Here is a 26732-nt window from a genome sequence, read left to right on the forward strand (position 1 = left end):
GACGGCCACCTTCGATAGCGCGTGCACGGTGGGAGCGCTCCCACATTCCTTGTGTCGAAGGGACGGCCATGCAGACCCCTCGCCAGATATCCCGACGGACGTTGGTCGCCGCCGCCGCGGCCGGCCTCGTCTCGACCGTCGTCTCCCCCGCGCAGGCCGCCGAGGTGCGGGCGGCCCGGTTCCACACGGTGGGCCGGGTCAAGAAGGCAGCCGACGGAACCGTTCAGTACGGCTGGCCCGGCGTGTACTTCGAGGGGAGGTTCCGAGGGACCGGTGTCGGGGTGGTCCTTGACGACGCCGACAACGACTACGACGTCCAGGTCGACGGAACGACCGTCGCCACCCTGGTCACCCCGGGCCGGACCGTCTCCTGGATCGACGGTCTCGCCGACGGCGGACACCGCGTGCGGGTCGTGAAGCGGACGGAGAGCCCGTGGGCGGCCGGCCGGTTCGGCGGATTCGTCGCGGCTTCCGGTGGCGCGATCCTGGCGAGACCCCGGGCGCGGAGCAGGCAGATCGAGTTCATCGGCGACTCGTACACCGCCGGCTACGGCAATGTCTCCGAGATCCGGGACTGTTCCGGAAACGGCGGGGTCAACCGGAACAGCAATGCCGATCTCGCGTTCGGCGCGCTCACCGCAGGGAAACTGGACGCCGACTACCAGATCAACGCCTTCTCCGGCCGTGGAATGGTCCGCAATTACAACGGCGGCGATCCCGGGACCGACTTTCGCACGTACTACGACCGGGCCCTGCTGAACGTCGAGGGCGACGTCTGGCGGAAGCCGCACAGCTGGTGTCCGCAGGTCGTCATGGTCGGGCTCGGCATCAACGACTTCTCGACGCCCCTCAACCCCGGGGAGCGCTGGAGCACGACGGCCGAGCTGGTCGCCTCCTATGAGAGCGCCTATCACGGCTTCCTCGACAGGCTGCGCGCCCGGTACGGGCCCAGGACGTTCCTCGTGGTCGCCGCCGCCCACCTCTGGAACACCACCGCGTTCGCGGAGGCCACCCTGCGGATCGTCGAGGAGCGCGGCCGACAGGGCGACGGCCGGGTCAGCCACTGGTACTACGACGACCCCGCCCTCGATCACCTGGGCTGCGACTGGCACCCCTCGCTCCATGACCATCGCATCATCTCGGGGCTGCTCGACGAGCATCTCGCGGGGCTGCCGCTGCGCTGGTAGCCGGCTTCGGCGGGGTGCCGCGCGGGCTCAGACCGTCAGGGGCTGCCCCGGCTTCAGCATGTCGAGGAGTCCGGCGTGGTGCAGGGTCGCGACGGGGGCGAGGAGGTCGGGGTGGCGCAGGAGTGCGGCCGCCCGTCGGTCGGACTCGTCCGGGGCGAGGAGGCGGCGGAAGGCCACGGGGGCAACGGCCGTGTGGGGTGAGTCGGTGAGGGCGGCCACGCCGGAGTGGGCCAGCTCGGGGTCGGCCAGGAGGCAGGCCGCCCAGCTGGCGACGACCTCGTCCACCCAGGTCCGCCAGGCGTACTCGTCGGGTGCCGGGTCCTCGTCGCAGCCGGTGATCCAGTCGAGCCGGGCGGAGCCGCCCGGCCCCGCCACGCCGACGAGGGCGGCGTCCATCGGTGTCGGATAGCGGAGCCAGGCCGCCACGGTTACGGCCTGCCGGGCCTGCGCCTCGGAGAGCGCCCCGTCCAGCGCGCCGCCGCCCGCCGGATAGGCGCGCGTCAGCCATTGGGTGGTCGCCGCTATGAGCGGGGAGAGATCCGTGAGCACGCTGGGCCATCCGTGGGTTCTGGGGAACGCGTTGCACAACGTAGCCATGCACTGGCGCGCCGGGAAATGGCGCAGGCCACGGAATGGGCGTGTGCTGGGCCACATCTTCCTGGCGCACCGACTCACCGGGACGTCACCGACGGAGATCGCGGGCGACCCGGCATGGGAGGTGACGACGTCGCACCGCTGACAACTGCCCGCCCGGGCGGACGGGTTCGGGCGCCACGATCGCGGGCACCGGGACCTGCGGACGTCAGCCACCGGCCCGCCCGGCCGCGGGGAGCGTGGCGCTCGTCCCCCGGCGGCGGGGGGGCGAACGTGGCGCTCGTCGCGGAACGGGCGGGCGGCCTCGCCACCGTCGGCCCCGCCCGCCGGACCGTACGGCGCGCACCCCCTACCGTGTCCCACCATGAAGCTCCTCATCATCGGTGGCAGCGGGTTCCTGGGCGGCGAGTTGTCGCGGCGGGCCCGGGCGGCGGGACACGAGACGGCCGCGACCTACTCCACCCGGCCGCCGGAGACCGCGGGGGGCGTCTCCTGGCACTCCCTCGACGTCCGGGACCCCGCGCGGGTGACCGGGGTGATGGCGGAAGTGGCTCCCTCGGTCGTCGTCAACGTGTCGAGTGGCGACGCCGATTGGGCGGTCACCGCCGAGGGCGGGGTCCGGGTGGCGATGGCCGCGGCCGAGCGGGGCTGCCGTCTGGTCCATGTGTCCAGCGACGCCGTGTTCTCGGGCGATCGGGGCCGCTACGACGAGACCTGCCTGCCGGACCCCGTCACGCCCTACGGTGCCGCGAAGGCCGCGGCGGAGGCCGGTGTCCGGCTGCTGGCGCCGCACGCGGTCGTGGTGCGGACCTCGCTGATCATCGGGGGCGGGCCCGCGCTCTCCGTACATGAACGGCATGTGCACGACCTCGTGGCCGGGACCCGTGACGGCGTGCTGTTCACCGACGTGGTGCGCTGTCCGGTGCATGTGGCCGACCTGGCCGCCGCTCTGCTGGAGTTGGCCGCTTCCGGGGCAGGAGGTATGCGGCACATCGCCGGGCCGGACGCCCTCACCCGGCACGTTCCCTGTCAAGTTCATCTGTTCGCATTCTGTGGAGTGCTCTGAGGATCCGAGACGCTGTGACTGATTCCCAATCATCGTTGTCAAGCAGTCGTAGGGTTGTGCGGGAGAGCGAGCTCGCGGTCAGGGACGTGCGTCTTGGTGGTCCTCAGTACTGACGCCGAGGGCGGCTCGGGCCACCGCCAGGCGCTCCCTGGACTCGGATATCCACCCTTCACCTGGTGTTCGACTGCCTTCAGTGGCACGACATCGACGTGGAGGACCCGGACGGGACGGTGCGCCGCCGGCCCGATGCAAAAGGTCCGCTGGCGGCACAAACTCCCGCTCCATCCCAGCGACGCCCAGGTCATCACCTGCCAGCAGGACCACCTGCGGCGCCATTCCCCGCACCTGTTCCATGAAGACGGACGGCCCCGCTCGACCTGCATGGTGCTGTTTCCCACCCCGCGCCGCTCCCGCGCCAACGCGCTCGGCGAGCGGCCCTACGACAGCAGCACGATCGGTTACTGGCTTCAGACCTGGCTCGACCAGTTCGCAGTGACCGACGAACAAGGCAAGCCCTTCGACCCGGCACGGGTGCTCCCCTACGCCTTCCGGCACACCTACGCCCAACTCCGCGCCGACGCCGGCGTCCCGCTCGACATCCTGCAAGTCCTCATGGCCCACCAGGACCCCTCCACCACACAGGTCTACTACCGGCCCTCGCACCCCCGACGGGTGGAAGCGGTGCGCGCCATCGCCGCCAAGTACCAGTTCGACCTCACCGGCGGCCGGATCCGCGCCCGCACCCCCGACGATGACCTTGCCGACCGGATCCGCGCAGGCGTCGGCTCGGTGCCCGTCCCCGCGGGACGCTGCCACGAGATGAACAACGTCCGCGCCGACGGGCACGGCTGCCCGGTGTACAACCGCTGCTTCTCCTGCACCTTCTACACCACCGACTTCACCCACCTGCCCGAGCTGCGCCAATTGCGCGCCGGGAAGGCGGAGCAGCTCGCTGCGCTGGAGAGCGCCTACGGCGGCGTGCTTACCGCGGGACCGTTGAGCGCGGCGAGCCTGGAGCTGCTGCGCCAGGAGGTTCAGCAGATCGACGAACGCGTCGGCAAATGCGAAGCCGACATCAGCTCCCTCACTCCCGAGAAAAGGACCACGGTGGAATCCTGGCTCCACACCAGAGACTGGTTTCTCACCGTCATCCCCGTGGCGGCGGTTCTGGCCGGGCAGCAGCGTCTAGACCAGCCGACCGTCGACCCGATCGTCACCGAATCGACGACGGGATGACGCGCCCGGCCACCCCGCACAGGCAACCAGGCCGGGTGCCAATCCCCGCTCGTCGGGCCGAAGTCCTCGACGCGGGCAGGGCGGCCGCCGTTCAACGGCGCCGTGCCGACAGCGAACAATGCCGACAGCGGGTCCTCGCCGTCCTGGCCGCGATGCGCAAGAGCCGCCAGGCCTTCTCCGACGCGGAGATCACCCGGCGGGTCGCCGTCAACTCGCAGAACCTTCAACGCCGCCGCGATCTTAAAGTCGCAGCCGAGGCCGTCCGCGCCCATCTCGCTCAGGACCCGTCACGAGCTGCGGCAACTGCAACCGCCCGTAAGGAGACAGCACTCGAAGTCGAAAACCGCATGCTGTTGGAACAGAACGCCGCCCTGCAACGGACCCTTCACGAGATCCAGAACGAGCTACGCACGCTACGCGCCAACGACCTGGGTGCCCGCCTCCGCGACGGCATGAACGCCCCCTCGCCGCGGGACTCGGAGATGGAGGAACTGCGCGCGCAACGAGACGCAGCACTCGCAACCGGCCGTCAAGCAGAGACTGCCATGCAGGCACTCCGTAACGTCAACCAGCGGCTGATGGTCGAGAACGGCCGGTTGATCGCCGCGGATTCTGCAGAGCCCCTGATCAATCAGTAGATGCCTGTCAGGCACGGTTCGCTGCGGGCTACTTACCTCCCACGCGCCTGTCGCATCTCTCGCACCCAAGGTAGTGCTGACAGCGTGGACGAGGTTCCGGTTCACGGGCATCGAGCACCTGGAGTTTGACCTGTAGCAGCACCCCGACGGAGGTTCCAGAACGTCGACCCCGCCCACCACCTGCGCGGCACCGTCGTCTACCTGCTGGAACAGCGTCACGCCGACTGCGCCCTGTCGGCCAAGGGCAACCAGGCGGCCCCGCTCGCCTGGGTCCACGCAGTTCTGCCACCCGCGGTCCCCGAAGCGGAGGAGCACGTCCAAACCGAGCGTTCCCGGTCGGATCATCCGCTCGTCGGTCTGGACCGCCCCGCTACCTGATCAACTGACTTTGACGCTGCCCTGGGGGCACATGGCCGAATTCCGCGATTCGGCTATTCAGTCGAGACGGCGGATGGCGAAGTGGAGCGGGCTGCGGGCAGCGGGCTCGGTCGTCTACAAATGCGCCGACTAAATCGATTCTCCGAACGACCCTTCGATTAGGTGTCCGCTTTCGGCGGCCCGTAAAATAGTTGAATCCCAACACATAAAAGCGCGTTTGACGGGCGAGAGGTGCCCATTTCCAGGTTCCTGGTCGGTGTTTTCCAGACGTAATGGCGGATGGCTATGCCACACGCACGTTCCATATTGATGTTTCCGTGAACCCTCGCCTATTTTATTTTCCGTAACGGCACAGAGGCCCCGTATTTTCGCGGGCGCCTCAACCAACCGTGTCCACAGGCGGGGGTCACCCATGGCGCTGACGGTCGACGAACTGGTTGCACTGTTCCCGGCGGAGGGTGCCGGTACGTTCGAGCTCGACACCGGGCGGCTCGGGCTGACCGGTGAGTCCGAGTCCCTGGAGCACCTGCCCAGCGGCATTCTGACCCTCACTGAGGCGACTGCCGACAGCGCCGCTCTGACAGTGACCGGCAAAGTCACTTTGGCCGGTGAGGAGATGCCGGCCAGCGCCCGGTTCTTCGCCACCGGCACGGCGGTCAACGCGTTGCTCTTCGAGGCGAGCCCGGCGACCTGGCTGCTCCAGACCGCCGTCGCCCGCGTCGACCTGTCCGGACTGTCCGGCGGCCGGTCACTGCGGGTCCTGCTGGCCGCCGGACAGGCCGCGGCCGCGGCCGGACGGTGCCCCGGCACCGGGCCCTGGGTGGGCTTCCAGCTCGGCGGGGCGGTCGCCGACCCGCTGGAGTTCCGCGCCGAACTGCGCAAGGAGTCCATCGGCACGGCCCAGCCCCTCGACGGACCGCCGCTGCTGATCACCCCGCTGCTCGAAGCCCTCGGCGAGTACGGCGTCGAACTGCCCGGCCCGCTGGTCGACTGGCTGGAGCGGGTCCAGCTGCACCAGCACCCGATGGGCAAGACGGACAACCTGATGGTCACCGCCGAAGCGCCGGTGGACCACGGCACCGGCGCGAACCCAGTGGAACTGCTGGTGCTGCGGACCACGGCGCTCGGCCGCACCGGCCAGGACGGCAAACCCAAGGCCACCACCGTCGCCATGGTCCGGGTCCGCACGGACTGGGACGGTTCCGGGCTGCCGGTGGTCGGACCCATGATCGGCAACGGGCTGCTGTCCCTGCCCGCGCTCCAGATCATGTATGTCTCCGAGAACCTCAGCGCCGAAGACGTCATCAAGATCAACCGGGTCGTCACGGAGTACAACCTCGGCCCGCTCCAGCAGTTGCCGGTGGTGAACGAGGCGGCAGGTGTCCCGCTGGGCAAGAACGTGAGTGCGGCGGCCTACCTCGCGGTCATGGGCAATCCGACCCCGGCACTGGTGATCACCGTCCCGCCGAAGTTCGGACCGGCTCCGGAGAGCCCGGAGAAGCCGAAGCTCGAATACGAGTTCGTGATCGGCAAGCAGTTCGGGCCGGTCTACCTCTCCGCGATCGTGTTCCGCTACGACCTTAAAAAAGGTTTGCTGATCGAGCTCCAAGGCCAGGTCACGGTCGGTTCTCTCACCTGGCAGGTCGCCGGACTCGGCTTCTACGTCGGCATGAGCGGCGGCTTCCCGCTGCTGCCCTTCCTGCACGGCATGAACATCGAAGCCACCGCCGCCGACGGGCTCATTGGCCTCAAGGGCGGCCTGCTCAACAAGAAACCCGACGACTCCACCCTCGACTTCGAACTCGCCGGACTGATCCTCGTCCAGGCGATGGCGGTCGAACTCGGCGCCCAGGCCGTGTGGGCACGCAGCGTCGAAGGCTGGCACTCAGTCTTCATTTACGGCGAGATCTCCCTCGTCGGCGGCGCCTCGGTCTTCGGCCCGCCGCCCTTCACCGTCACCGGCTTCTCCGCCGGATTCGGGATCAACAGCTCCTTCAAGAAGGTCCCCACCGGCGCCGAGCTCGCCGAATTCCCGCTGGTGGCACGGCTGGACGCGGCCCAAGCCCTGCCCGGCATGCCCGCCCCGACGCCGTACACCCCCGAGGACGCGCTCAAGGCCCTCACCGGACCCACCGGCTGGATCCGCCCCACCGAGGGCCAGTACTGGATCGCCGCCGGAGTGAAGTTCACCAGCTTCGGCTTCATCGAGACCAAAGCCCTCGCCGTCATCGAACTCGGCGACTCCGTCAAGGCCATGCTGCTCGGCCGCACCTCCGTCAGCCTGCCGCGCACCCTCAAACCGAACGCCCGGGCCATCGCCAGGGTGAACATCGGCCTGAGCCTCGGCTTCAGTTCCGCCGAGCACTGCCTGTCCATGGACGTGGCTCTGCTGCCCGGCAGCTATGTGCTCGACCCGTCGATCGAACTCACCGGTGGCATTGCCGTCTACGTCTGGACTGGCGGAGGCCGCGCCGGGGATTTCGCCATCAGCCTCGGCGGCTACCACCCCGCCTACAACGTCCCCACGCACTACCCCCGGCCCAAGCGACTCGGGTTCGTGTGGTCCCCGGCCAGCGACATCACCGTGCGGGCCGAGGCCTACGCCGCGATCACCCCCGCCGCGTTCATGTTCGGCGGGCGCCTGGCCGCCGTCTACGACAAGGGCATCTTCTCCGCGTGGTTCACCGCACACCTGGACGTGCTGGTCCAGTGGAAACCCTTCTACCTCGATGTCCGGCTCGGCATCAGCATCGGCGTCGCGGCCACCATCAAGGTCTGGTTCGTCCGGGTCCGCATCTCCGTCGAGGTCGGCATCGACCTCCACCTGTGGCTGCCGCCCTTCGGGGGCCGGGCCACCGTCAAACTCTGGTTCATCTCCTTCAGCTTCGGCTTCGGCTCCTCCCGCGACAGCACCCCCGCCGTGGACTGGCCCGAGTTCCGCACCCAGATCCCCGCACCCGTCCGGGTCATCCCCAACGAGGGCCTGCTCGCCGACGCCGATCAGGGTGAGATCGCCCGGCGCGCGGCTGCCAAGGAACCGGCCCTCGTCTCCTCGGCCGGATTCACCTTCACCACCGAAGCCGGCATCCCCGCCTCGCACCTGTACATCAACGAACGGTTGATCAAGCAGTCCGACGAGGGGAGCATCGACATCCGCCCCATGCGGAAGACCGGTGTCACTTCCGCCCACCGGGTCACCATTACCAAGGACGGCACGACCTTCCACCCCACCGACCATCACTGGGTGGTCAAGCCGGTCACCGGCACGGTCGCCCCCGGCCTGTGGGGCAAGCCCCTGGCCAAACCCGGAGATGCGCTCGACGGCGACCAGCTGCTCGAAAACCGCCTCACCGGACTGAGGATCACCCTCCCCAAGCCGGACTACGGCACCGACACCGGGCCCGTCACCTCAAAGGCGCTCTCGTACGAAGGACTCCCGGACGGTCGCATGCCCCTGCGCGTGTCCGACCCCGCCGGGCCCGAGCCGCGGGCCGACGACCAAAGCGTCCGGACCATCGTCGACACCGTCGCCGCCGACACCGTCAAGGACCGCCGCACCGCCGTGCTCAGCACCCTCGCCCGGCTCGGCGCGGGACCCGGCGCCGACACCGACAGTCCGCTCACCGGCTACGCCGCACTCGCCGGCCGCAGCCTGACCACCCCGCCCCTGACCACCACCGCGACGAGGTGACCGGCCGTGACCGCTGAACCGGATCTGCGCATCCACTTCCTCGACCACCTGATCCCGCGTGCCACCCCCGGCGACTACCGGGTCGTCGTCAAGAACACCCTCAGCGACCCCGGCGGCGAACTGGACGCCCAGGACAAGCTGCTCCCGTCCGAGGAGACCTTCGAGATCAAGGCCGTCCGCTTCGTGCTCAGCGAAGCGTCCGTCCACGCCTACTACCCGCCGCGCGAGAGCACCGGCGCCTACACCCGGACCCTGCCGCACATCACCCTCAGCCGGTCGATCCTGCCCTGGGAACGCAACCTCGCCGGAACCCGCGCCGAGCAGCCCCCGGCCCGCCCGCCCTGGCTCGCCCTGCTCGTCTTTGGCGAGAACGAACTGCCCGACGACCCCGCCGCGTCCGGGGACACCGTGCTGCGCACCGTCGAGGAGCTGCGGAACCCCGCCGAGGCGGGGGTCAAGGGCCCGGACCTGCCGTCCGGCGGCGTCGACGAGGCTGAGGCCCGAAGCAAGTGCCGGACCATCGACGTCCCGGCGGACCTCTTCAACGCGGTCGCCCCGCGCGACGACGAGATGTACTACCTCGCCCACGTCCGCAAAGTCGTCGACGCGAACAAGACCCGGGCCGACGGCGAAGTCCTCGAAGAAGGGGAGTACGCGGTCGTCAACGCCAACCGCTTCCCCCACCACCCCGGTAACTACGCCGTCCACCTCGTCTCCCTCGAAGGCTTCGAGGGCCGCCTGTCCGGCACCCTGCCCGGCGGCACCACGGCCGTCCGCCTGTGCTCGCTGCACAGCTGGAGCTTCACCAGCAGCGAAGGGCCCGCCGCCGACCCCGGAGCGCTGCTGGAGAACCTCGTCGCCCCCGGCGCCGAGGACCCCGAAGAACTCGCCCTGCGCCTGCCGGTGACCGCACCGGTCACCGACGACCCCGAGGACGACTACGTCCGCGACCGCCTCGCACGTGGCTACACCGCCGTCCCGCAGCTGACCCTCTCCGGTGAACGCACCTTCGCCTGGTACCGCGGCCCGGCCACCCCGGTCACCGCTTTCGACGTGCCCACCGAGCACAGCCCCGGCCCGCACACCACTTCCGACCACGCACTCATCTACGAGCCCGTGCACGGGATCTTCGACGTCAGCTATGCCGTCGCCTGGACTCTCGGTCGCACCATCGGCCTGGCCGACCCCGAATACACCACCGCCGTCGGCCGGGCCCGCCGCGAACTCGCCAACCGGGCGACGACGCTGATGGCGCTGGCCGGAGATCCGGCGCGCGCCTCGGTCGACCCGGATGCCCCGCCCGCCCTCGGCGCGCTGCGCGAACTCGCCTCCGCAGGCTTCCGCGAGCGGCTCAGCACCGGGCTCAAGAGCCCCCAGCTCCCGGATGACGCCGGACGCAGGACACCGCGGCCGAGAGTGACACGTACACAGTCAAGGTCCGTCCTCGCGGAAGAACGCGCCGTCTCCCTGCTGCGGACCACCGCGGAACGCAACGCCGAGGCCATCGCCGCCTGGCAGGCCCGCCTCGGCCTGCTCCAGGGCGTGCCGTTCCACCACCTCGTGCCCGACCCGCGCATGCTGCCCCTGGAATCCCTGCGGATGTTCCGCCTCGACCAGGGCTGGCTGGACGCGCTCGTCGCCGGAGCCGCCGACGTCGGCGTGCACACCTCCGTCGACAGCCGCCTCGCCCCCGAACTCAACCGGGCCACCGCCCGGTCGGGCAGCGCGAAGCGGGCCGCCGGCGGGCTGCTCATCCACTCCGAACTCATCCCCGCCTGGCCGGACATCAAGGTCAACGCCTACCTCAAGGACGGCACCGTCCTCACCGAACTGCGCCGCGCCAAACCGGACAAGAGGATCCTGCTCGTCCTCTGGGACGGCGTACCCGACAAGGTCGTCATCCGCGAACCGGGGCAGGGCATCCACTACGGCATCGACTCCGGGAACCGCCTCGGCCTGCGCAGCCTGGCCGCCGACCCGCCGATCGGCACCCCGCTGGAGACCTACTACCCCGCCACCGGCAGCCTCTTCGACCTCCACCTGCGCTCCGACCCGGACGCCGGACCCGCGGTGCTTCAGATGTTCGGCACCGGCGGCCTGGTGCCCGCCCTGGCCCAGGAGTTCGGCCTCACCGATCTTGACCCCGGACAACTGGCCCTGGAACTCGTCAACGCCCCGCTGGAACAGGAAATCCTCAGCACCACCGGCACCGCAGCCCGGACGGAGACCGCCTGATGAGCGCCACGGACCTGATCGTCCCCGTCAAGGTGAACGCCCTTGTCGTCAACCGACTGACCCGCACCGCCGAGACGTTCAACCGGTGGACACCGAACTTCGACGCCATGATCGAGGAGGGCACGGGCGCGGAACCGCCCCCCGGCGTCGGCACCGAGACCATGGGCCCGGACAGCGAAGGCGTCTACGTCCACTGGCAGTTGCCCGAAGCGCTGGCCAACGGGCACTACGACCAGACGACGGGGGAGACGACCTTCCCCTTCGTCCCCAACCGCTGGCTGGTCGTGCGCTACAGCACCACAGCGGCGGCGGCGGACCGCAAGGCCGTCGGCTGGATCGTGCAGAGCGACTACCTGGAGAGCCGTCCGGTCCAGGACGCCGACGGCAACGACATCTACGGCACCAACAAGCACCCGAACCCCGATTCACCGGAGGGCGCTCCGCTGGAGCTGACCTTCCTCGGCCGCCGCCACGACCTCACCCAGGCGCCGTGGACCGAACCACCCGCCCAGAAGCCGCACCTGACCGCGGCCGGGCCCGGACTGCCCGGCTTCGCGGCCTACCAGCCGTACAACAAAGACGTGTTCTCGATCCACGACACCCTTGAGGACCTCAAAGGCGACCTGGACAACTACCCGCCCGACGCGACGCTCAGCTACTTCGTCGTCGGCTGGTACAGCGACGACGCACTCGACTACCTCAACCGCGCCGCGTCCGTGCCCGGCCTGCTCCCACCGGACGCGGACGGGACGGCCGACCTCCTCGAAGCCCTCGGCTGGGCCACCCCCGAAGGCACCGCCGCCGACGCCCTGGACCGCACCCTCTACAGCGGCTCGGCGCTGGGAGTCGACTGGCAGCGCGAAGGCGCCACCCACGAGTCCGACAAACCGAGCAACATCGAGCTCAGCAAGATCCTCACGCTGGGCAGCAGCAGCGCCGAAGCCCTCGGCCGGCTGGCCGCCCGCCAGACCCGGTCCGCGCGCACCGGGGACCTCGTACGCTCCCTCTTCCACGGCACCCTCGAAACACTCGACACCGCCGACGGCGAAGAGGACCTCGACACCCTCACCCATCACTCCTGGTTCGCCGGCTCCGACGGCGGCCATGTCTGGAAGGTGACGGCGCGCCCCGTCGAAGGCGACGACGAGCTGCCGCCCCCACCGCCGGAACCCGGATGGCTGACCGAACTCAACGAGGTCCAACGGCAGTACGACGACCTCACGCCCCGGCTCCGCCGCTCCCAGCAGCGCCTGTGGAACATCTGGTGGCTGCGCAACAAGCCGGTTCCCCCGTTCACCCCTGAGCACCCCGCAGGGTTCGACGCCGCAGCCGATGTCCAGCTCAACGAGAGCGACGCGACGAGTCTGGCCGGGCGGACCAAGGCTCTGCTCGACGAACAGTTCGTGCTGTCGAGGCAACTGCCCACCGGAGGCACCCCGGAGGAACTCACGGCCGCCATCGGGAAGTACGCGACCGAACGCGGACTCGACCCGCGCTACCAGCTGGAGCGCACCGCCCGCGAGTCCTACTACCGCCCCGCCGACCCGGTCGTGCTCATCAAGGACACCGGCGCCAAGGAACCCCTCACCCGGGACACCCCACTGCCCTGCCGCCTCCCCGAGGCCCTGATCACCCGGATCACCGTCGGCGGCACGACCTACGACCGGCCCACCACCCCGCCCAGCCCGGGACTGGCCGGACTCCCCGACGCCTGCACCCCGCTCCTCGCGGAGTTCGCCCTCCTGGACCAGGTGGCCCGGGTCCCCGGCGCTCTCGACGCGGCGCTCAAGGACCCCGCCGCCGTCACCGGGCCCGTCCCCGAGCACACCGCGCCGTGGCGGCAGCCCTGGCTGCCCATGCACCTCGAATACGAACTGAAGTACTGCCCCACGCCCTTCCAGACCGGCGACACCACCTACTGGACCTTCAACGGCAGCCGCTACGAATGGTCCGGCCGGGGAGCCCAGCCCGGCGGCGGCGAAGCCGACCTGCGCTGGCTCACCTTCAAGAACCGGGCGTTCCTCACCCCGAGCGCGCCGTTCGTCCTGCAGAAGCAGATCGACCGCTACCTCGACACCTACTCCGGCGCCCCCACCGAAGGCCTCCTCGCCCTGCGCGAGGAACTCGGCGACCCCGGAATGCTCTCCCAGCGCCTCGACGGCTTCCACGACTGGCTCGTCCAACAGGACGGCACCGCCAGGACCACCGTGCACGTCCCCCAGGCCGTCGCCAGGCTCGTCGGCGACATCCAGAGCGTCCCGGAAGGCGGCCCGCTCGAACCGCCCGCCGACGACCCCGGAACACCGTTCCAGCCGGTCCGCGCCGGCCAGTTCACCTTCCACGACCTGCGCATCGTCGACCGCTTCGGCCGCACCTACGACATCGTCAACAGCGGCAACTACGAACAGGTCTCCCTCACCCTCGCGGAGAGCGTTGCCCCTGATGAGGTCCTGCACGAGGACCTCATCGGCACCGCCCGCTTCGTCCAGCTCGGCCCGCGTCTCCTCCAGGGAGCCCGCCTGCGGCTGGAGACCGTACGCGCCGGGGACGGACAGCGGCTCTCACCGATGGCTCGCGCGGCCACGACGGAAAACCCCCTGGCCGGCTGGCTGCTGCTCAACCATCTCGACCAGACCCTCGTCGTCCACGGCCCCGACGGCGTCTGTCTCGGCGAACTCCGCGTCGTCAAGGACATCGACGCCGCGGACGACAGCGTGTGGCTACCGCTCCCCGGCTCGCCCCATCCCGACGTCGACGCCCAGGAGTTCGAGGACGCCATGCCGCACCTGGCCCGGTTCGTCCGCACCCTGAAGGACAAACCCGCCGCCGCACTCACCGGTCTGCTCGACACCATCGACCAGACCCTCGACACCATCCTCGACGACGCGGCCCAGGAAGACGGCTCTCCGCTGCGGCTCATCGGCCGCCCGCTCGCACTGGTGCGCGCCGATCTGGGCGTCGAGCTCGAAGGACCGCTGCTGAGCAACCCGAGCTGGGACCAGGTACTGGGGGAGTCGGAGGAGGAGTACGACGGCTACCGCTGGCCGGTCCGGCTCGGCAACGAGAAACGGCTCGGCGACGGCCTCATCGGATACTTCGCCGGGGCGACCGGACCCGACCAGGAGACTTCGTACGAGCGCTTCCACGCGGTCATGCCGAAGGGCGGCGGGGGCTACCTGACCCCGATCGACAAAGGCCACGGCCTGGCCGTGCCCGCGCGCAGCCCGGACCAGCCGGTGACGCACCACCTGACGCTGCTGATGGATCCGTACGCGGCGGTGCATGCCACCACGGACATCCTCCCGGTGACCAAGGTCCAGCTGCCCGACGACCTGGTGTCCGAGGCGATGCGGCGGATCCGAGCGTCCTTCCGGCTCGGCCCACTGCTCGCGGCCGAGCGGGTCGACAAGGCCGAGCAAGCCCGGCGGGCACGGGCGGGGGAGGAGCCGACGGAGGCGGGTGTGGTGCTGCCGCAGCCCGCGTCGTGGCACGGAGCGTGGAGCTGGGCCGAGCCGCGCGGGTCGGAGACCGAGTGGGTGGAGCTGCCGATCGTTCCTGCTGACTCCGCGGCGCACTTCGGGGATCCGCAGGCGGAGGCCCGCTACGGATACCTGCTGCTCGACGCGACCGAGAAGTAGTCCTGAACCTCCGTTAACAGAAGGGCTGTTGCATGAGCGTTGTCATGGTGAACGCCACCAACCTGCTGCCGTACGAACCGTCGACCGACCCGACGCCGTTGCGGGTGAGCTCAGCCGAGGAAACCGAGTACGGCTCCGTCAACATCAATGTCGGCGGCGGGATCACCACGTCGGCCTGGTGCAACAAGATCACCGTCCGGGTACCGGTCGGAGCGGGGGCCGAGCACCTCACCACCGAGGGCGCCGACATCAAGACCGGTGCCAGCACCGGCTGGACGCCGTCCGCCCCCACCGTCTCCGGCGGCTTCGCGGTCATCACCTTCACCCCGGCCCGCGCGGTGCAGTTCACCGGGCAGATCGTCACCCTCACCCTGTCCAACATCGCGGTCAACCGCACGGCGGGTCAGGTCTCCATCGCCATCGTCGAGAGTTCGTCAAGGACGAACGGGAGCTTCACCAACAAGGACGCCGAGGTCGTGGTGGACAAGTTCCCGGCCGGGTTCGTGTTCCGGAATTTCGCGCCCGAGAAGATCATGGTGGAGAACGGTGAGGTCGCCGTGCTCCGCTGGGAGGGCTCGGACGCGAAGTACACGATGCACTGGGGCGACACCCCCGCCGGAGTCTCCCTCGACAAGGAACGTGTCTGGCCCACCCCGCGCGGTCTGACCACCGTCACCGGCTTCATGCTCCGCGCCGAAGTCACAGCCGGCGGCGTCACCCTCACCCACACCCTGACCACGGCGGTCACCGTACGCATTCCTGACCTCGTCGTCAGGAACCTCACCGTCCAGGGCCCGGCCACATTCGCCGACAGCGTCAGTCTCAGCAACACCGCCAAGGACCTGACAGTCGCCGGATCGGTGCGCGGCGCGGGCAGCAACCCGCTGCGGATCAGCCAGAACGCGGGCCTGAAGGTCGACGCGGCCCTGAACGTCACCGGGGCGAGTACGTTCGCCAACAGCGTCAGCCTCACCAACGCCGCCAAGGACCTGACGGTCGCCGGATCGGTGCGCGGCGCGGGCAGCAACCCGCTGCGGATCAGCCAGAACGCGGGCCTGAAGGTCGACGCGGCCCTGAACGTCACCGGGGCGAGCACCTTCAACAACAGCATCACGACCATCGGCGCCGTCACCGTCGGGGGCACGCTCACCGCCAACGGCAACCTCAACGCCGTCGGGACAGGGACCGTCCGAATCGCCGACCTCCGCGGCCCGTACGGCGAACCGCTCAAAATCAACAGCCACGTCAACGTCTTGCCCGGCAACAACGTCACCATCACTGACAATCTCACCGTCGGCGGCAAGCGGGCTATCCGCGCCGGTGACCGCATCAAGCTGGAGGTCAACAGCCACAACAAGGAGCTTTATCTCTACTGTGAGACCGGTTCCCATAACAACGTCTACGGGGGCAGTAGGAACTACTCCAACGCCACCTGGCGAGTTCATTACTACGACTCCCGCAGCAGCGTGAACGATGCTTCGGACGGCCAAGGAACCATCGCTGAACCCGACGGAGGCGACATCCGCTCGGCGGATGACTGACTGAGCGTTTCGCCCTGTGAGGTGTGTTCGCTCCCAGGTCAGGTTCCGCGCCAGTTGGGGGTGGCTTCGCCGGTGAGGCGGCGGGCCATGAGGTCGATCATCGCGAAGTGGACCATGGCTTCGAACCGGTGCGGGTGGGTTTCGTAGTCTCGGGCGAGTCGGCGGTGGTGCATGAGCCACCCGATGCTCCTCTCGATCGTCCAGCGTCTGGGAATGGCCGTGAACCCCTTGACGCGCCCCGGGGTTAGACGGGGTGGACGTGGATGCCCAGGCGGGCGCCGTGTTCGATGGCGGTGGTGCGGTAGCTGCCGTCCACCCAGACCTTGGTGACGCGCGGGTGGGCGGCGGCGATGCGGGTGAGTAAGGTGACACCGGCCGCGGTGTCGGAGACGCTGGCGGCGGTGACCAGGACTCCACCGCCGGCCGCACCCTCCTGGAGCAGGCCGCCGCCGACCACCCCAGCCTTCGCAAATCTGGGTCGACGGCGGCTACCGCAAGCACTTCGTCGAGCACGCAGCCGCCCTAGGTATCGACCTCGGAATCCTCCAACGTGCCAGACGCAGAGGAGCCGCCCCGGTGTGACGGTGGCCGGGGCGGCTCTGTAGGCGGAGTGGTCAGCGGTTCGGTGGTCGGAATGGGACGACGTTGTCCGCGACGGGAGAAGGCTCGCTCTCGGATTCCTTCTCCCGGGTGAGAACTGCGCTGGCGAGGGTCAGCAGGGTCACCTGCTGACGAAGCTCCTGGAGCTCTGCTTCCTTATTGGCCAGAGTCTTCTTCACTTTGGAGACGGTTTCGCGGAGTCGCTTTTCGCTTTCCGGCATCTGCTTGGTCTCGGTGCGGACGCGCTCGTAGAACTCGTTCTTGAGATCGGCATGCCGTTTCATGAGAGCCATGCGGTGGACGTCAGCCTCGACGGCGAGCGCGACGATGGTGAGACTCCCGCTGGAGACTGTGGGCTGCCCGTTCAAGAGCCGGTCCATGGCCTCGCGGATGCGGGTGCGTTCGTTCTGTTGGTTCACGCGGCAGCCTCGGCAGGTCGGGCGGTAGCGTCGTGTGTGTCGGCGATGGTGCGGAGCTTGTCAGCGTTGTGCCGCAAGCGTTTGCCGAGCGGGCCGGGCGAGTATGCCGCGAGTTGGTCGATCTCGTCGGCCCGTTCCCGCAGCTGCCGGGCATGGGAGTCGGTTCGAACTGTGTTGCCGCAACCGGACTGGCAGGCGTACTGCCGTGGGGCTGTTGCTCCTGGCTCGGGGTCGCAGAGCGCGGTCTCCCGCTTGAATGCGCAGATCAGCATGGCGTCGGGGTTGTCAAAGAGGACGACGCCGTCCCGGGCGAGGAATGCGGCTGCCTTCTTCGCGAACGTCTTGGGGACGATGCGGCCCTCGAACCGTGGGGTCGTGGCTGCGTCGGTGAGAGCCCGGCGGGCGGCCGGCCCGGAGACCTTCTCGCCGGCAGCGATGCGTTCGCGGAGGCGGGCGGCGGTGTCAGCGGCGGCCAAGGCTGTCTCGACATCGAGGACGGAGTGCATTCCGCTCCGGCTGCGAGAGCCGTATCCGCTGGAAACTCTGGCGTCCAGGACGGTGCGCATGTGCCCGTACTGAATGGCCAGTGCGACCAGGCCGCCGGGGCGCCGGGCAATGTGCCAGGCCAGACTACGTCTGAACCGAGACATTCCGATCGCGCCATGAGGGTCCTCGGGGATGACCTGGCCGGACAGGCCCTGGGCCTGTGCCTCGTAGTTGACCCAGGCCACGAAGTCCTCGATGCGCTTGTTCAGCCCGCTGCCTTTCAACGCCCCGTGCCGGCCGCGTTGGAACGCGAAGTCGTGGTGAGAAGCGCTCAAGAGGAGCTCGCCGTCGGGGACCATGCGCTCCAGGACGCGGATGGCGTGAACGACTGGGGTGATGGCGACCCAGGGGACCTCACGAGCTTCGCCGGCGGATATGTGGTTGCCGTCGTCGTCGACGACGTTCTTGTAGTGCTGACTGCGGATCAAATGCCGACTGGCACTGCCTTGGGCGCCGGGTTCTGGATCGGGGCAGCAGCCTGTCCGTAGCCCTTGAACTTCTTGCGGACGCATGCCTGTGAGGTAAAGACATACGACCACCGCGGCGGTGCCCAGGTGACGCATCAGGCTGGCAGCCTCATCGAAGTCCATACGCTCGCGCCAGGGGTTCCCGTTGATCTGCCCGCTGACCGGCACCTCCAGCGGGCACGGGCCCGGGTGCTCGTTCGCCAGGCCGGAGAGCTGGTTGCGCGCGACGAAGTGGTCGATCTGTTTCACGCTCGCGCCGGTGACGGCGGAGATGTAGGAGCGAGCCAGCCCCCGGCGGCCGTGCATCCGGGCCGAGGGCAGCCCGCGGCCCGACCGGACATTCGGCAGCAAGAACTCCGCAAGGACGGCCTGCCCCTCGGGGATGGCCGGGTTGGCCTCGGCTGCCGCGATCAGGCGGCTCCTCTCGGCCCACGCTGCCAGGATGTCGTCGGCGAAGTCATCGACGAACCGGATAGCCCATACCAACAGCGGCCCCAGGACTGCCGGATCCAGAGGTTCCGTACTGTTCTCTCCGCGTGCCGGGCTGTTGGCGGCGGGAAGGAAGTCGTCGATGCCCTCGACGTCCCATGGCGGCCGGGTGACGCCCGCGGGCCTGGCACTGAGCTGGTCGAACGCCCACAAATCTGTCAGCTTGCCGCAGACCCTCGCGGCGTGGTCGCGGGAGACCCCGTCGCCCCAACGCTGGGCGATATAGGCCCGCCACATGTCGTCGGTGCAGTCGGTAAGGCTGCTGAGGCGGCGCGCGTGCAGCCATCGCGCCAGCCGCATCCACTCATTGCAGGTGTCCCTGATGTCCGCAGCGGACGTCCTGGCCCGGGAATGGCTTCCTCGCGTCAGAAGGTAGGTAGGACGAAGCCGGCCATTGATCATCGTCCAGGTCGTCTGTTTGACCTGGGCGAGCAACGGGTCGGGACAGCCCTGCCAGTAGATGGTGGCCAGCTCGGTGCTGGGGCTGTCGATGAGCGGAGCCAGCGGCCAGACGGGATCACGGTACTGCGCGTTCGGGTGCGTATTGCCGGGGCTGATCCATAGGGATAGCACCACGGGGCTGTTCGGATTCGGCGGAGCCAGAATGTATGGGTCGTTCTCGACGGCAAGGCTGGTCACTGGGCGAGGTCTTCCTTCAACAAGAGCTGGACGACGGTGCGGTCGGTGTCGCTGACGCGGGTCAGGGCCGCCTTCCAGGCAGCGGGGCCGACCTTGTCCCGCAGGTTCTCCAGACGCAGCAGATGGTCGTTCCAGCGGCTGAGGAATGTGTCATCGTCCAGGGCGGAGCGCAGGCTCAAGATCTGCTGGTGCAGCAGAGCGAGCCGGGGATGGTGGCCCGGGTGGACGTGGGCATTGGGACAGGCCATGCAGAGCAGGAAATCCGCTCCGCAGCCGCCGCCCGGAGCCGGCCAGGGCGTGGTGGTCTCGTCCTCGCAGTCCACTGTCGCGGTCGGCTGATGACCCGGGTCCGCCTCGTCCGTGATCTTCCCGCCGAACACAGCGGCCATCGCCTGTTCCAGAGCCTCATGGGCGCCAGCCTCGAACACGTCCTGGGAGGCGCGCTGGACCTGCTTGTCGGGCAGCACGTAGACGCTCTCGTGAGTGCCCTGGGTGTGCTGCAGGGGGCGTCCCTCGCGGGTCACCGTCGTCCGGCGGGTTCGCTGGAACGGTGATCCGTGCAGCCCGTGGCTGCGGGCCCACGACTTGGCCATGGCGTAGGAGATTCCGAACGACAGGGGCTCCACCGCCGATGGACGATCCAGCCCCAGATGTCCCTGTCCCGGTTGGTGAGCACGAGCGACCATCAACAGATCTATCTCGGGTGCCAGACGGTTCGCCAGCGCGCGTCCGTGCGCCGTGGCCTCCAGCGCCTGGGTGATCAGCCGCCCTGGGGAGTCGGCTCCTGCGTCGGTGATGTTCTCGGTCGAGAACCAGTGCCCCCTCCCAGCTCTGCGCTTTTCGAGCTGGACCTGGTAGGTGGCCGAGGACGTCTCGCCGACCGATGGCGCGGTGGTCGGCACGGGCATACGGCTGTAGAGAGACAGGTTCCACCCGAACCGGTCAGTCAGAAGCACGGCCAGCGCGGTGAGCTCCCCGCGGGTCAAGAAGAGCCTGCCCCAGGTCTTCTCCGACCTGTTGCCGCCCAACAGTTTGTGGTTGGTCACCGCTCTCTGCCCGGAGGGGCGAAGAGTGCGAGGAGCATCACCGGTGCGGGCGATATGGTCGAGGATGGCGCCGATTTTCCATTCGCGGCTGCCCTCTGTGATGTCGCCGGCCCGCCACCTGTTCAGCAGGCTTGTGTTCTCGTTGATCCGAAGCCAGGCCGAGCGGAATTCGCGCTGCGCGGCCAGCACCACCCGGTTCCGTTCGTCCTCGTCGTAGGACTGCTTACTCGGTGTCGGCCCAGGAACCCGGCGAGCCACTTCTTCGGCCAACGGCCCAGTAGAGAGCCGGGGGTCCCGCCGCAACAATCCACGGATGGTGCCCAGCACGCTCCGGCCGCTGTTGGTGCCGATGTTCTGGTTCCGCCAGCTCTGAAGCGCTTCGACGGTGAGACCGTCCAGATCGTCTGGCGGGCTGTCCAGGCCCGAGACGAATTTGGCGAACTGGTCGATGTGCCGCCAGTTGGTCCCAGCTGTCAGATGACTGGTCCACCCACGAGATCGGACCGCGAAAACTGCGGCCAACGAGCGTTGCATCGGCTCAGCTACCGGCAGTTCGGCGAAGTCGTACTCCTTGAAGCCAGCCTTGCTGACCACGGTGACCGCGAGTCCGTCCGGAGCAAGAGGTGACCTGGTGTGGTGATCGGCCGGCGGGAGCACAGCCTTGCGTCCCCGCCCAGTCACGAGGCCACCTTGAGGAGGGCATCAATGTCCTGGATGCCGGCGGTCTCCCGGGCCAGGCGAGCAAAGACACCGTCCAGGTCCTCCGCCTGCTCACTCTCGTCCTCGTCAGCCATCGCCAGGATCGACTCCAGCTGCAAGTGGGCGACCGGCGCGAGGTAGTGCCGTTTCGTCGTCTCCACATCCGTGTGCCCGAGGATCGTCTTCACCAGCCACCACGGGTCACCGAACAACAGGGCGAAGTCCCGCCTCTCCGCCTTCGTCAGCCCGTAACGGGACTCCATCAGCTGATTCAGCACGATCAGCAAATAGAGCGCCGCCGAGTGCCGAGCAGAATGCGGCGTCGCGTACGGAGACTTCCCCAGCACCTCCGCAAGCCGGAAGTCCCGGGTGATCTTCCGCTCCTCCTCGGTAAGCAACGTTTCCTCGCAGCGCAGGTTCGCAGTCCTGAACACCCCGTTCCACCGCTCGGGGGCCATCGGCAGACCCTGCTCCGTCAGCCACAGATATGCAGGCTCCGGCCCCTCTGCCCCCTCCAGAAACAGTGACTGCCGGTCCATCCAGCCCAGACGGCTCAGCTCCCGAGCACCGGCGACACCGTCGCGGTCCACCCACTCCACCGTCGGGTTCCGCCCATTCGTCACCCGAGTGATAAGCCGCATCACCGGCAGCCGCTCGTAGCGGCCCGCTGCCTGTGCTCGCTGGATTGCCCAAGCCCGTTCGGACTGGATGTAGACCTCGACCTGCCCGACCGCGTCCACCGTGGCGTAGAACACGCGGCTGCTCTTCGATCGCGTCACGGCACCGGCTATTCGGCCGTGGCAATATCGCCCGCGCCGAAGACGTTGCGTCGGCAGCTCGAACGTCAGCAACGACCCGCCCTCCTGCCGCCTCAGGGCCGAGGACAGCAGCAGCTGAACGAAGCTTGTATTCCGCATCTCCGTCCGGGAATCCCACCCCGGCGCCGGCAAACCAGCACGGGTGTGGCCGCGCAGACCGACGTCGGACCACAGGCCCCAGGTTCGCGGCGTCAGCCACGACACCCGCGAACTGACCGAGTCCGCCGCCCGGTCCTCCCGCCGCGAGACGTCCACCGGCAGCGGGCGTACATCGCCCCACCGGAACAACTTCGTGAACGCCGCCGCCTCCCGGTCCCATTTGGTCCCGCTGATGCTGTCCGTGTTCTCCGGTGCTTCACATCGCCAGTGCCGGAAGTCGTTCAGGTCCTGTTGCGTCGCTCCCCGCCACTCGACCTGCCGCGAGGACAGAAATTCGAGCAGCAGACGCATATCCGTCGAGTAGTTCCGCTTCGACTCACGTTCCATAGACCTGAACGCGTCCGAAAGGACGAAATTCAGAAGGTCCGCGTCAACCATTCCATCCGGCCGAACGAACACCGGATCACCCGGTTCGAGACCGATCCGGGTAACCGCCTCGGGCAGATCCCGTACCCCCAGCACCCCCTCAGCGGGGAGCTTCCCCCACCGGCCCGGATCCGGCACCCGCACCACTTGCCACGTACTCAACTGCTACCTCCACTGATGCTTGAACACGCTCAAGCATCAGGGAAGCCACGAGTTGGGCGTCCTCGTCGCCCGTCGCGACGGCCTCGACGCGTCGCGGCTGCCCGCCGGACGACGGGCCGGCAGCCCCCTGCGAGGAGCCCTTGACGTCCGGCTGGACAGCCGGGTGACCCAGCGGCGGCTGCGCACCCGGCTGCGTGGCGCCCGGGAGTTCCTCGCCGAGCGGCACGCCTGAAGGACGGATGCCTGGCGGTCGTCTCAGCCGGCGGTGCGGGCGATGTCGGCCATGGCCTCGACCGTGCGGTCGAGTTCGGCCTCGGTGTTGTAGTAGTGCGGGGAGAGCCGGACCAGGGGGTGGACGCCTCGGTGTTCGGTGTCGAACTGGGTGTGTTCGGGGTCGGTGGTGGTCACGTTGATCCGCTGCCGGGCGAGGGCGGCGGCGACCTCGGGGGCGGGCAGGCCGTCGACCTTGGCGGTCACGATGGCGCAGCGGTGTTCGCCGAGGTCGTGGGTGGTGACGCCGGGGAGAGAGTCGAGGCGGTCGCGAAGGTACGCGCCCAGGGCGACGGCGCGTTCACCGATGCGGTCCAGGCCGAGGTCGAGGGCCTGGCGCACGGCCGCGTCGAGGCCCAGGACACCCGCGTAGGCGGTCTCCCAGGTCTCGAAGCGGCGGGCGCCGGGCTGCCAGGTGAAGCCGCGTCCGCCGTCCCAGGCGGCGGAATGGATCTCGATGACGTGCGGGTCGAGGTGCTCCAGCGCCTCGGAGCGCACCCAGAGGAAGCCCGTGCCGCGCGGGCCGCGCAGGAACTTGCGGCCGGTGGCGGTGAGCATGTCGCAGCCGATGGCCTCGACGTCCACCGGGAACTGGCCCACGGACTGGGTGGCGTCGAGGAGGAACGGGACGCCGGCGGCGCGGGTGATCCGGCCGATCTCGGCCGCCGGGTTGATCAGGCCACCGCTGGTGGGGATGTGGCTGATTCCGACCAGTCGGGTGCGCTCGTCGATCAGGGTGGCGAGGGCGGCGGTGTCGAGCTGTCCGGACGCGTCGTCGGGGACGACCACGATCTCGGCGCCGGTGCGCCGGGCGACCTGGAGGTAGGCGAGCACATTGCTGCCGTACTCGGCGCGGCCGGTGAGGATGCGGTCGCCCGGCTTGAAGGTCAGTGCGTAGAACGCGGCGTTCCAGGCGTGGGTGGAGTTGTCGAACAGCGCGATCTCGTCGGGCCGTCCGCCCACCAGCCGGGCGAGGTTGTCGTAGGTGGCGTCGATCCGCTGCCGTTCCTGATTCGCGGCCTCGTAGCCGCCGATGGCCGCTTCGAGTTCCAGGTGGGCGGTCATGGTGTCCAGGGTCCGCCGGGAGAGGAGGGCCGCTCCGGCGTTGTTGAGGTGCACGCGGTTCGCGGTGCCCGGTGTGTCCCGGCGCAGTGCGTCGATGTCCATGCCCACACTCTTCCCACGCGTCAGCGTTGGGTGAACTGGGCGCGGCCGGGCTGGTCGACGTTCGGGGTGATGGTGATGCCGGTGTCGGTGAGGGCCTGGCCGTGGATGTCGGTGACGCGGATGTCGGAGCCGCAGCCGGTGCCGTCCGCCGAGACGAAGTAGTTGTATTCCTGGCGCGGCAGTTGGCGCCAGGTCGTTCCGGTGCGGACCTCCAGTGTGGCGACGGGGTTGCGGTGGTTGCGGACCTGGATGCCGCACCACCACTGCGTGGACCCTTCCTTGTAGCGGTAGGCGACCGTGCCGCCGATGTCCGGGCTCACCAGGGTCCAGGTGATCGGCACCCGGCCGGCCACGGGGTCGGCGATACGGGCGAAGGCCTGCTGGCCGAGGTCGACGTCGCCGGGGGCGCACTCCGGGCAGCGGTCGACGATCTTGACGGTGAGCTCACCGCGGGGTCCCTTGACGCGGATGAAGGCGCCGCACATGCGGGCGTTGTCGTAGTCGGTGTGGTTGAGGGCCGCGATGGCGATGTCGCCGGTGGCGTCGTAGAGGCAGTTCCCGACGCCGGTCGCGCCGTAGAAGGTGCCTTCGCCGGAGTAGGTGACGCCGGGCTGGACACTGGCGTACGCCGGCGCCGTGGCCGTGGTCAGGAAGGCCGTGACGGCGGCGAGGAGGGCGAGTCGGCTGCGCATGTCGATGCCTTTCGAGGACGGTGGGACGTGCTCGGGCGCCGAGATCCTGGCATCGTTGAAAGGTCAAGTGAAGCGTGATGGCAGTCATACGTCTGGAACGCCCCGGTCGCTCCCGGGCTCTTGTCACCCACGGACGAACCCCGGCCCCTCGGGACTCATCTCCCGCACACAGAACGGGGATCGACCCGGTCCACGCCTCCGGCGCTGCCATATTCGAAAGCCACTTCGGAGGTGGCTGTGACGCTAGAGGTGACGACGTCCCGGGCGAGGCAGGTGGCGGAGCGGGCGACAGCCCGCATGCCCGAACCCGCCGATGAGCGCGTCGACGAGCGCGTCGATGAGCGCGTCGACGAGCGCGTCGATGAGCGCATGGATGAGCGCATGGATGAGCGCGTTCACGAACAGGTCCACGAGCGCGTCGGTGAACCCGCCGTCGACCGGACCGCCGACCGCATCGCCGAGTTGGAGGGCCGCCGGGCGCGGGCGGTCGCGCCCGGCGGGGCCAGGAGACGTGGGGAGTACGGCGCCCGGGAGCGGATCGATCTGCTGCTGGACGCGGGCTCGTTCACGGAGACGGGCCAGTTCGTACGGGCCCGCCCCACCGGGGACGGCGCCCGGCGACCGTACGGCGACGGGGTGGTCACCGGGCACGGCACGATCGACGGCCGCGCCGTCTGTGTCTTCGCCCAGGACGCCACGGTCTTCGGTGGCAGCATGGGCGAGGCCTTCGGCGAGAAGACGATCGCGCTGATGGACCTCGCCCTGAAGACGGGCTGTCCGGTCATCGGCCTCAACGACGGCGGCGGCGCCCGCATCCAGGAGGGCGTCACCTCGCTCGCCCTCTACGCCGAGCTGGTGCGCCGCAACGTGCAGGCGTCCGGGGTGATCCCGCAGATCTCGGTCGTCCTGGGCCCGTGCGCGGGCGGGGCCGCGTACTCGCCGGCCATCACCGACTTCACCGTGATGGTGGACGGCGCCTCGCACATGTTCGTCACCGGGCCCGACGTGATCGAGACGGTCACCGGCGAACGCACCAGCGCCGAGGAGCTGGGCGGCGCCCGCACCAGCAACACCGTCAACGGCAACGCCCACTTCCTCGCCGCCGACGAGGTGAACGCCCTCGACACCGTGCGCGACCTGCTGTCGTACCTGCCCGCCAACAACCTGGAGCGGCCCCCGCAGTACGCGCCGGGGGCCGCGCCCGCCGGGCCGGGTCTCGACGCGGTGGTGCCGGACCGGCTCGGGCAGGCCTACGACATGCGGGACATCCTGCGCGCGGTCGTCGACGACGGTGAACTCCTGGAGGTGCAGGAGCTGTTCGCGCCGAACATCATCTGCGCGTTCGCGCTCGTCGAGGGCGCCTCCGTCGGCGTCGTCGCCAACCAGCCGCTGCACGCCGCCGGGGTCCTCGACATCGACGCCTCCGAGAAGGCCGCGCGGTTCGTACGGTTCTGCGACGCGTTCGGCATCCCGCTGCTGACCTTCGCCGACGTCCCCGGTTATCTCTCCGGTGTCCGCCAGGAGCAGGCCGGCATCATCCGGCGGGGCGCGAAACTCCTGTACGCCTACGCCGAGGCCACCGTCCCGAAGGTCACGGTGGTGGTGCGCAAGGCGTACGGCGGCGGATACGCGGTGATGGGGTCCAAGCACCTCGGCGCCGACGTCAACCTGGCCTGGCCCACCGCCCGGATCGCCGTCATGGGTGCCGAGGGCGCGGTAGGGGTCCTGAATCGCCGCGAACTCGCCGCCGCGGCCGACCCCGAGGCCCTGCGCGCCCGCCTCGTCACCGCGTACGAGAGCACGTACGGCACCCCGTACCTCGCCGCCGAACGCGGCTACGTCGACGCCGTCATCGCTCCGCGCGACACCCGCGCCCACATCTGCCGCGCCCTGCGCGCCCTGCGCGGCAAGCGCGCCCCCATGCCGGAACGCCGCCACGGCAACATCCCGCTCTGACCTGCCTCCGACCGCTGCGCGCGGCCCGGCTGC

17 protein-coding genes and 3 pseudogenes are annotated in these 26732 nt (G+C 69.3%); 11 read left to right on the forward strand and 9 right to left on the reverse strand.

Annotated features, from left to right (window positions below; translation table 11 throughout):
• Positions 1 to 68: 68 nt before the first annotated feature.
• Positions 69 to 1187: an SGNH/GDSL hydrolase family protein gene (locus OG272_RS06720; protein ID WP_405892847.1), complete on the forward strand. Its 1119-nt coding sequence runs from the start codon at positions 69 to 71 to the stop codon at positions 1185 to 1187.
• A gap of 27 nt (positions 1188 to 1214) precedes the next feature.
• Here OG272_RS06720 and OG272_RS06725 read toward each other — a convergent pair whose 3' ends face one another.
• Positions 1215 to 1736, reverse strand: a complete 522-nt coding sequence (locus tag OG272_RS06725) for a hypothetical protein (RefSeq protein ID WP_405892848.1) — start codon at positions 1734 to 1736, stop codon at positions 1215 to 1217.
• Positions 1737 to 2145: 409 nt separating this feature from the next.
• Here OG272_RS06725 and OG272_RS06730 point away from each other — a divergent pair, with 409 nt between their 5' ends.
• The 7 genes from OG272_RS06730 (at position 2146) to OG272_RS06760 (ending at position 16204) form a co-directional block, all read left to right on the forward strand.
• Positions 2146 to 2847, forward strand: a complete 702-nt coding sequence (locus OG272_RS06730; RefSeq protein WP_327730813.1) for a sugar nucleotide-binding protein — start codon at positions 2146 to 2148, stop codon at positions 2845 to 2847.
• A 246-nt stretch (positions 2848 to 3093) separates the two neighbouring features.
• On the forward strand, positions 3094 to 4083 hold the full coding sequence (locus OG272_RS06735) for a hypothetical protein (protein ID WP_405892850.1): 990 nt from the start codon (positions 3094 to 3096) through the stop codon (positions 4081 to 4083).
• A gap of 152 nt (positions 4084 to 4235) precedes the next feature.
• Entirely contained in the window at positions 4236 to 4721 is a 486-nt protein-coding gene (locus tag OG272_RS06740) for a hypothetical protein (protein ID WP_405892852.1), read from the forward strand.
• Positions 4722 to 5511: 790 nt separating this feature from the next.
• A complete protein-coding gene (locus OG272_RS06745; protein WP_405892854.1) occupies positions 5512 to 8790 on the forward strand; it encodes a DUF6603 domain-containing protein in 3279 nt (1092 codons plus the stop codon).
• A 6-nt stretch (positions 8791 to 8796) separates the two neighbouring features.
• A complete protein-coding gene (locus tag OG272_RS06750) occupies positions 8797 to 11025 on the forward strand; it encodes a hypothetical protein (RefSeq protein WP_327730809.1) in 2229 nt (742 codons plus the stop codon).
• Positions 11025 to 14663, forward strand: coding sequence for a hypothetical protein (locus tag OG272_RS06755; RefSeq protein WP_405892856.1), 3639 nt, complete (start codon positions 11025 to 11027; stop codon positions 14661 to 14663). The genes OG272_RS06750 and OG272_RS06755 overlap by 1 nt, the downstream gene beginning before the upstream one ends.
• A gap of 32 nt (positions 14664 to 14695) precedes the next feature.
• Entirely contained in the window at positions 14696 to 16204 is a 1509-nt protein-coding gene (locus OG272_RS06760) for a hypothetical protein (RefSeq protein ID WP_405892858.1), read from the forward strand.
• Between the two features lie 38 nt (positions 16205 to 16242).
• Here OG272_RS06760 and OG272_RS06765 read toward each other — a convergent pair.
• Positions 16243 to 16616, reverse strand: a pseudogene (locus OG272_RS06765) (transposase); the annotation flags it as partial.
• Here OG272_RS06765 and OG272_RS06770 point away from each other — a divergent pair.
• Positions 16611 to 16756: pseudogene (locus OG272_RS06770) on the forward strand (IS5/IS1182 family transposase); the annotation flags it as partial. The pseudogenes OG272_RS06765 and OG272_RS06770 overlap by 6 nt on opposite strands.
• A 62-nt stretch (positions 16757 to 16818) precedes the next feature.
• Here OG272_RS06770 and OG272_RS06775 read toward each other — a convergent pair.
• Genes OG272_RS06775 through OG272_RS06790 form a run of 4 tightly spaced genes read right to left on the reverse strand, consistent with a single transcriptional unit; the run spans position 16819 to position 22614 of the window.
• Entirely contained in the window at positions 16819 to 17184 is a 366-nt protein-coding gene (locus OG272_RS06775; RefSeq protein ID WP_405895994.1) for a hypothetical protein, read from the reverse strand.
• Between the two features lie 35 nt (positions 17185 to 17219).
• Positions 17220 to 19364: an integrase gene (locus tag OG272_RS06780; RefSeq protein WP_405892860.1), complete on the reverse strand. Its 2145-nt coding sequence runs from the start codon at positions 19362 to 19364 to the stop codon at positions 17220 to 17222.
• Positions 19361 to 21067 carry a hypothetical protein gene (locus OG272_RS06785; RefSeq protein WP_327730800.1) on the reverse strand — a complete coding sequence of 569 codons (1707 nt, stop codon included), beginning with the start codon at positions 21065 to 21067 and terminating at the stop codon, positions 19361 to 19363. Before OG272_RS06785 ends, OG272_RS06780 begins: the two co-directional genes overlap by 4 nt.
• 20 nt (positions 21068 to 21087) lie before the next feature.
• Positions 21088 to 22614: an integrase gene (locus OG272_RS06790; RefSeq protein WP_327730799.1), complete on the reverse strand. Its 1527-nt coding sequence runs from the start codon at positions 22612 to 22614 to the stop codon at positions 21088 to 21090.
• Between the two features lie 46 nt (positions 22615 to 22660).
• Between OG272_RS06790 and OG272_RS06795 the strand changes: the two are divergent.
• Positions 22661 to 22846 (forward strand): annotated as a pseudogene (locus tag OG272_RS06795) (dTDP-4-dehydrorhamnose reductase); the annotation flags it as partial.
• Between the two features lie 23 nt (positions 22847 to 22869).
• Here OG272_RS06795 and OG272_RS06800 read toward each other — a convergent pair.
• The 3 genes from OG272_RS06800 to OG272_RS06810 all read right to left on the reverse strand — a co-directional run bounded on the left by OG272_RS06800 (position 22870) and on the right by OG272_RS06810 (position 25142).
• A complete protein-coding gene (locus OG272_RS06800; protein WP_327730798.1) occupies positions 22870 to 24051 on the reverse strand; it encodes an aminotransferase class V-fold PLP-dependent enzyme in 1182 nt (393 codons plus the stop codon).
• 20 nt (positions 24052 to 24071) lie between these two features.
• Complete coding sequence (locus OG272_RS06805) at positions 24072 to 24743, reverse strand: expansin EXLX1 family cellulose-binding protein (RefSeq protein ID WP_327730797.1); 672 nt, start codon at positions 24741 to 24743, stop codon at positions 24072 to 24074.
• A gap of 243 nt (positions 24744 to 24986) precedes the next feature.
• The gene (locus tag OG272_RS06810) at positions 24987 to 25142 is read right to left on the reverse strand and encodes a hypothetical protein (RefSeq protein WP_405892861.1); all 156 of its coding nucleotides are present in this window, start codon (positions 25140 to 25142) and stop codon (positions 24987 to 24989) included.
• Between OG272_RS06810 and OG272_RS06815 the strand changes: the two genes are divergently transcribed.
• Positions 25125 to 26699: an acyl-CoA carboxylase subunit beta gene (locus OG272_RS06815; protein WP_327730795.1), complete on the forward strand. Its 1575-nt coding sequence runs from the start codon at positions 25125 to 25127 to the stop codon at positions 26697 to 26699. The two genes, OG272_RS06810 and OG272_RS06815, sit on opposite strands and share 18 nt — an antisense overlap.
• The last annotated feature ends 33 nt before the right edge of the window (positions 26700 to 26732 follow it).

The organism is Streptomyces sp. NBC_00104 (assembly GCF_045160825.1).
Lineage (GTDB): Bacteria > Actinomycetota > Actinomycetes > Streptomycetales > Streptomycetaceae > Streptomyces.

Excerpts from the sequence above, each read along its gene's own strand:
- OG272_RS06720 (WP_405892847.1), top strand. The coding sequence starts at position 69 with ATGCAGACCCCTCGCCAGATATCCCGACGGACGTTGGTCGCCGCCGCC.
- OG272_RS06730 (WP_327730813.1), top strand. The coding sequence starts at position 2,146 with ATGAAGCTCCTCATCATCGGTGGCAGCGGGTTCCTGGGCGGCGAGTTG.
- OG272_RS06735 (WP_405892850.1), top strand. The coding sequence starts at position 3,094 with ATGCAAAAGGTCCGCTGGCGGCACAAACTCCCGCTCCATCCCAGCGAC.
- OG272_RS06740 (WP_405892852.1), top strand. The coding sequence starts at position 4,236 with ATGCGCAAGAGCCGCCAGGCCTTCTCCGACGCGGAGATCACCCGGCGG.
- OG272_RS06745 (WP_405892854.1), top strand. The coding sequence starts at position 5,512 with ATGGCGCTGACGGTCGACGAACTGGTTGCACTGTTCCCGGCGGAGGGT.
- OG272_RS06755 (WP_405892856.1), top strand. The coding sequence starts at position 11,025 with ATGAGCGCCACGGACCTGATCGTCCCCGTCAAGGTGAACGCCCTTGTC.
- OG272_RS06760 (WP_405892858.1), top strand. The coding sequence starts at position 14,696 with ATGAGCGTTGTCATGGTGAACGCCACCAACCTGCTGCCGTACGAACCG.
- OG272_RS06775 (WP_405895994.1), bottom strand. The coding sequence starts at position 17,184 with ATGGACCGGCTCTTGAACGGGCAGCCCACAGTCTCCAGCGGGAGTCTC.
- OG272_RS06800 (WP_327730798.1), bottom strand. The coding sequence starts at position 24,051 with ATGGACATCGACGCACTGCGCCGGGACACACCGGGCACCGCGAACCGC.
- OG272_RS06805 (WP_327730797.1), bottom strand. The coding sequence starts at position 24,743 with ATGCGCAGCCGACTCGCCCTCCTCGCCGCCGTCACGGCCTTCCTGACC.
- OG272_RS06815 (WP_327730795.1), top strand. The coding sequence starts at position 25,125 with ATGGATGAGCGCGTTCACGAACAGGTCCACGAGCGCGTCGGTGAACCC.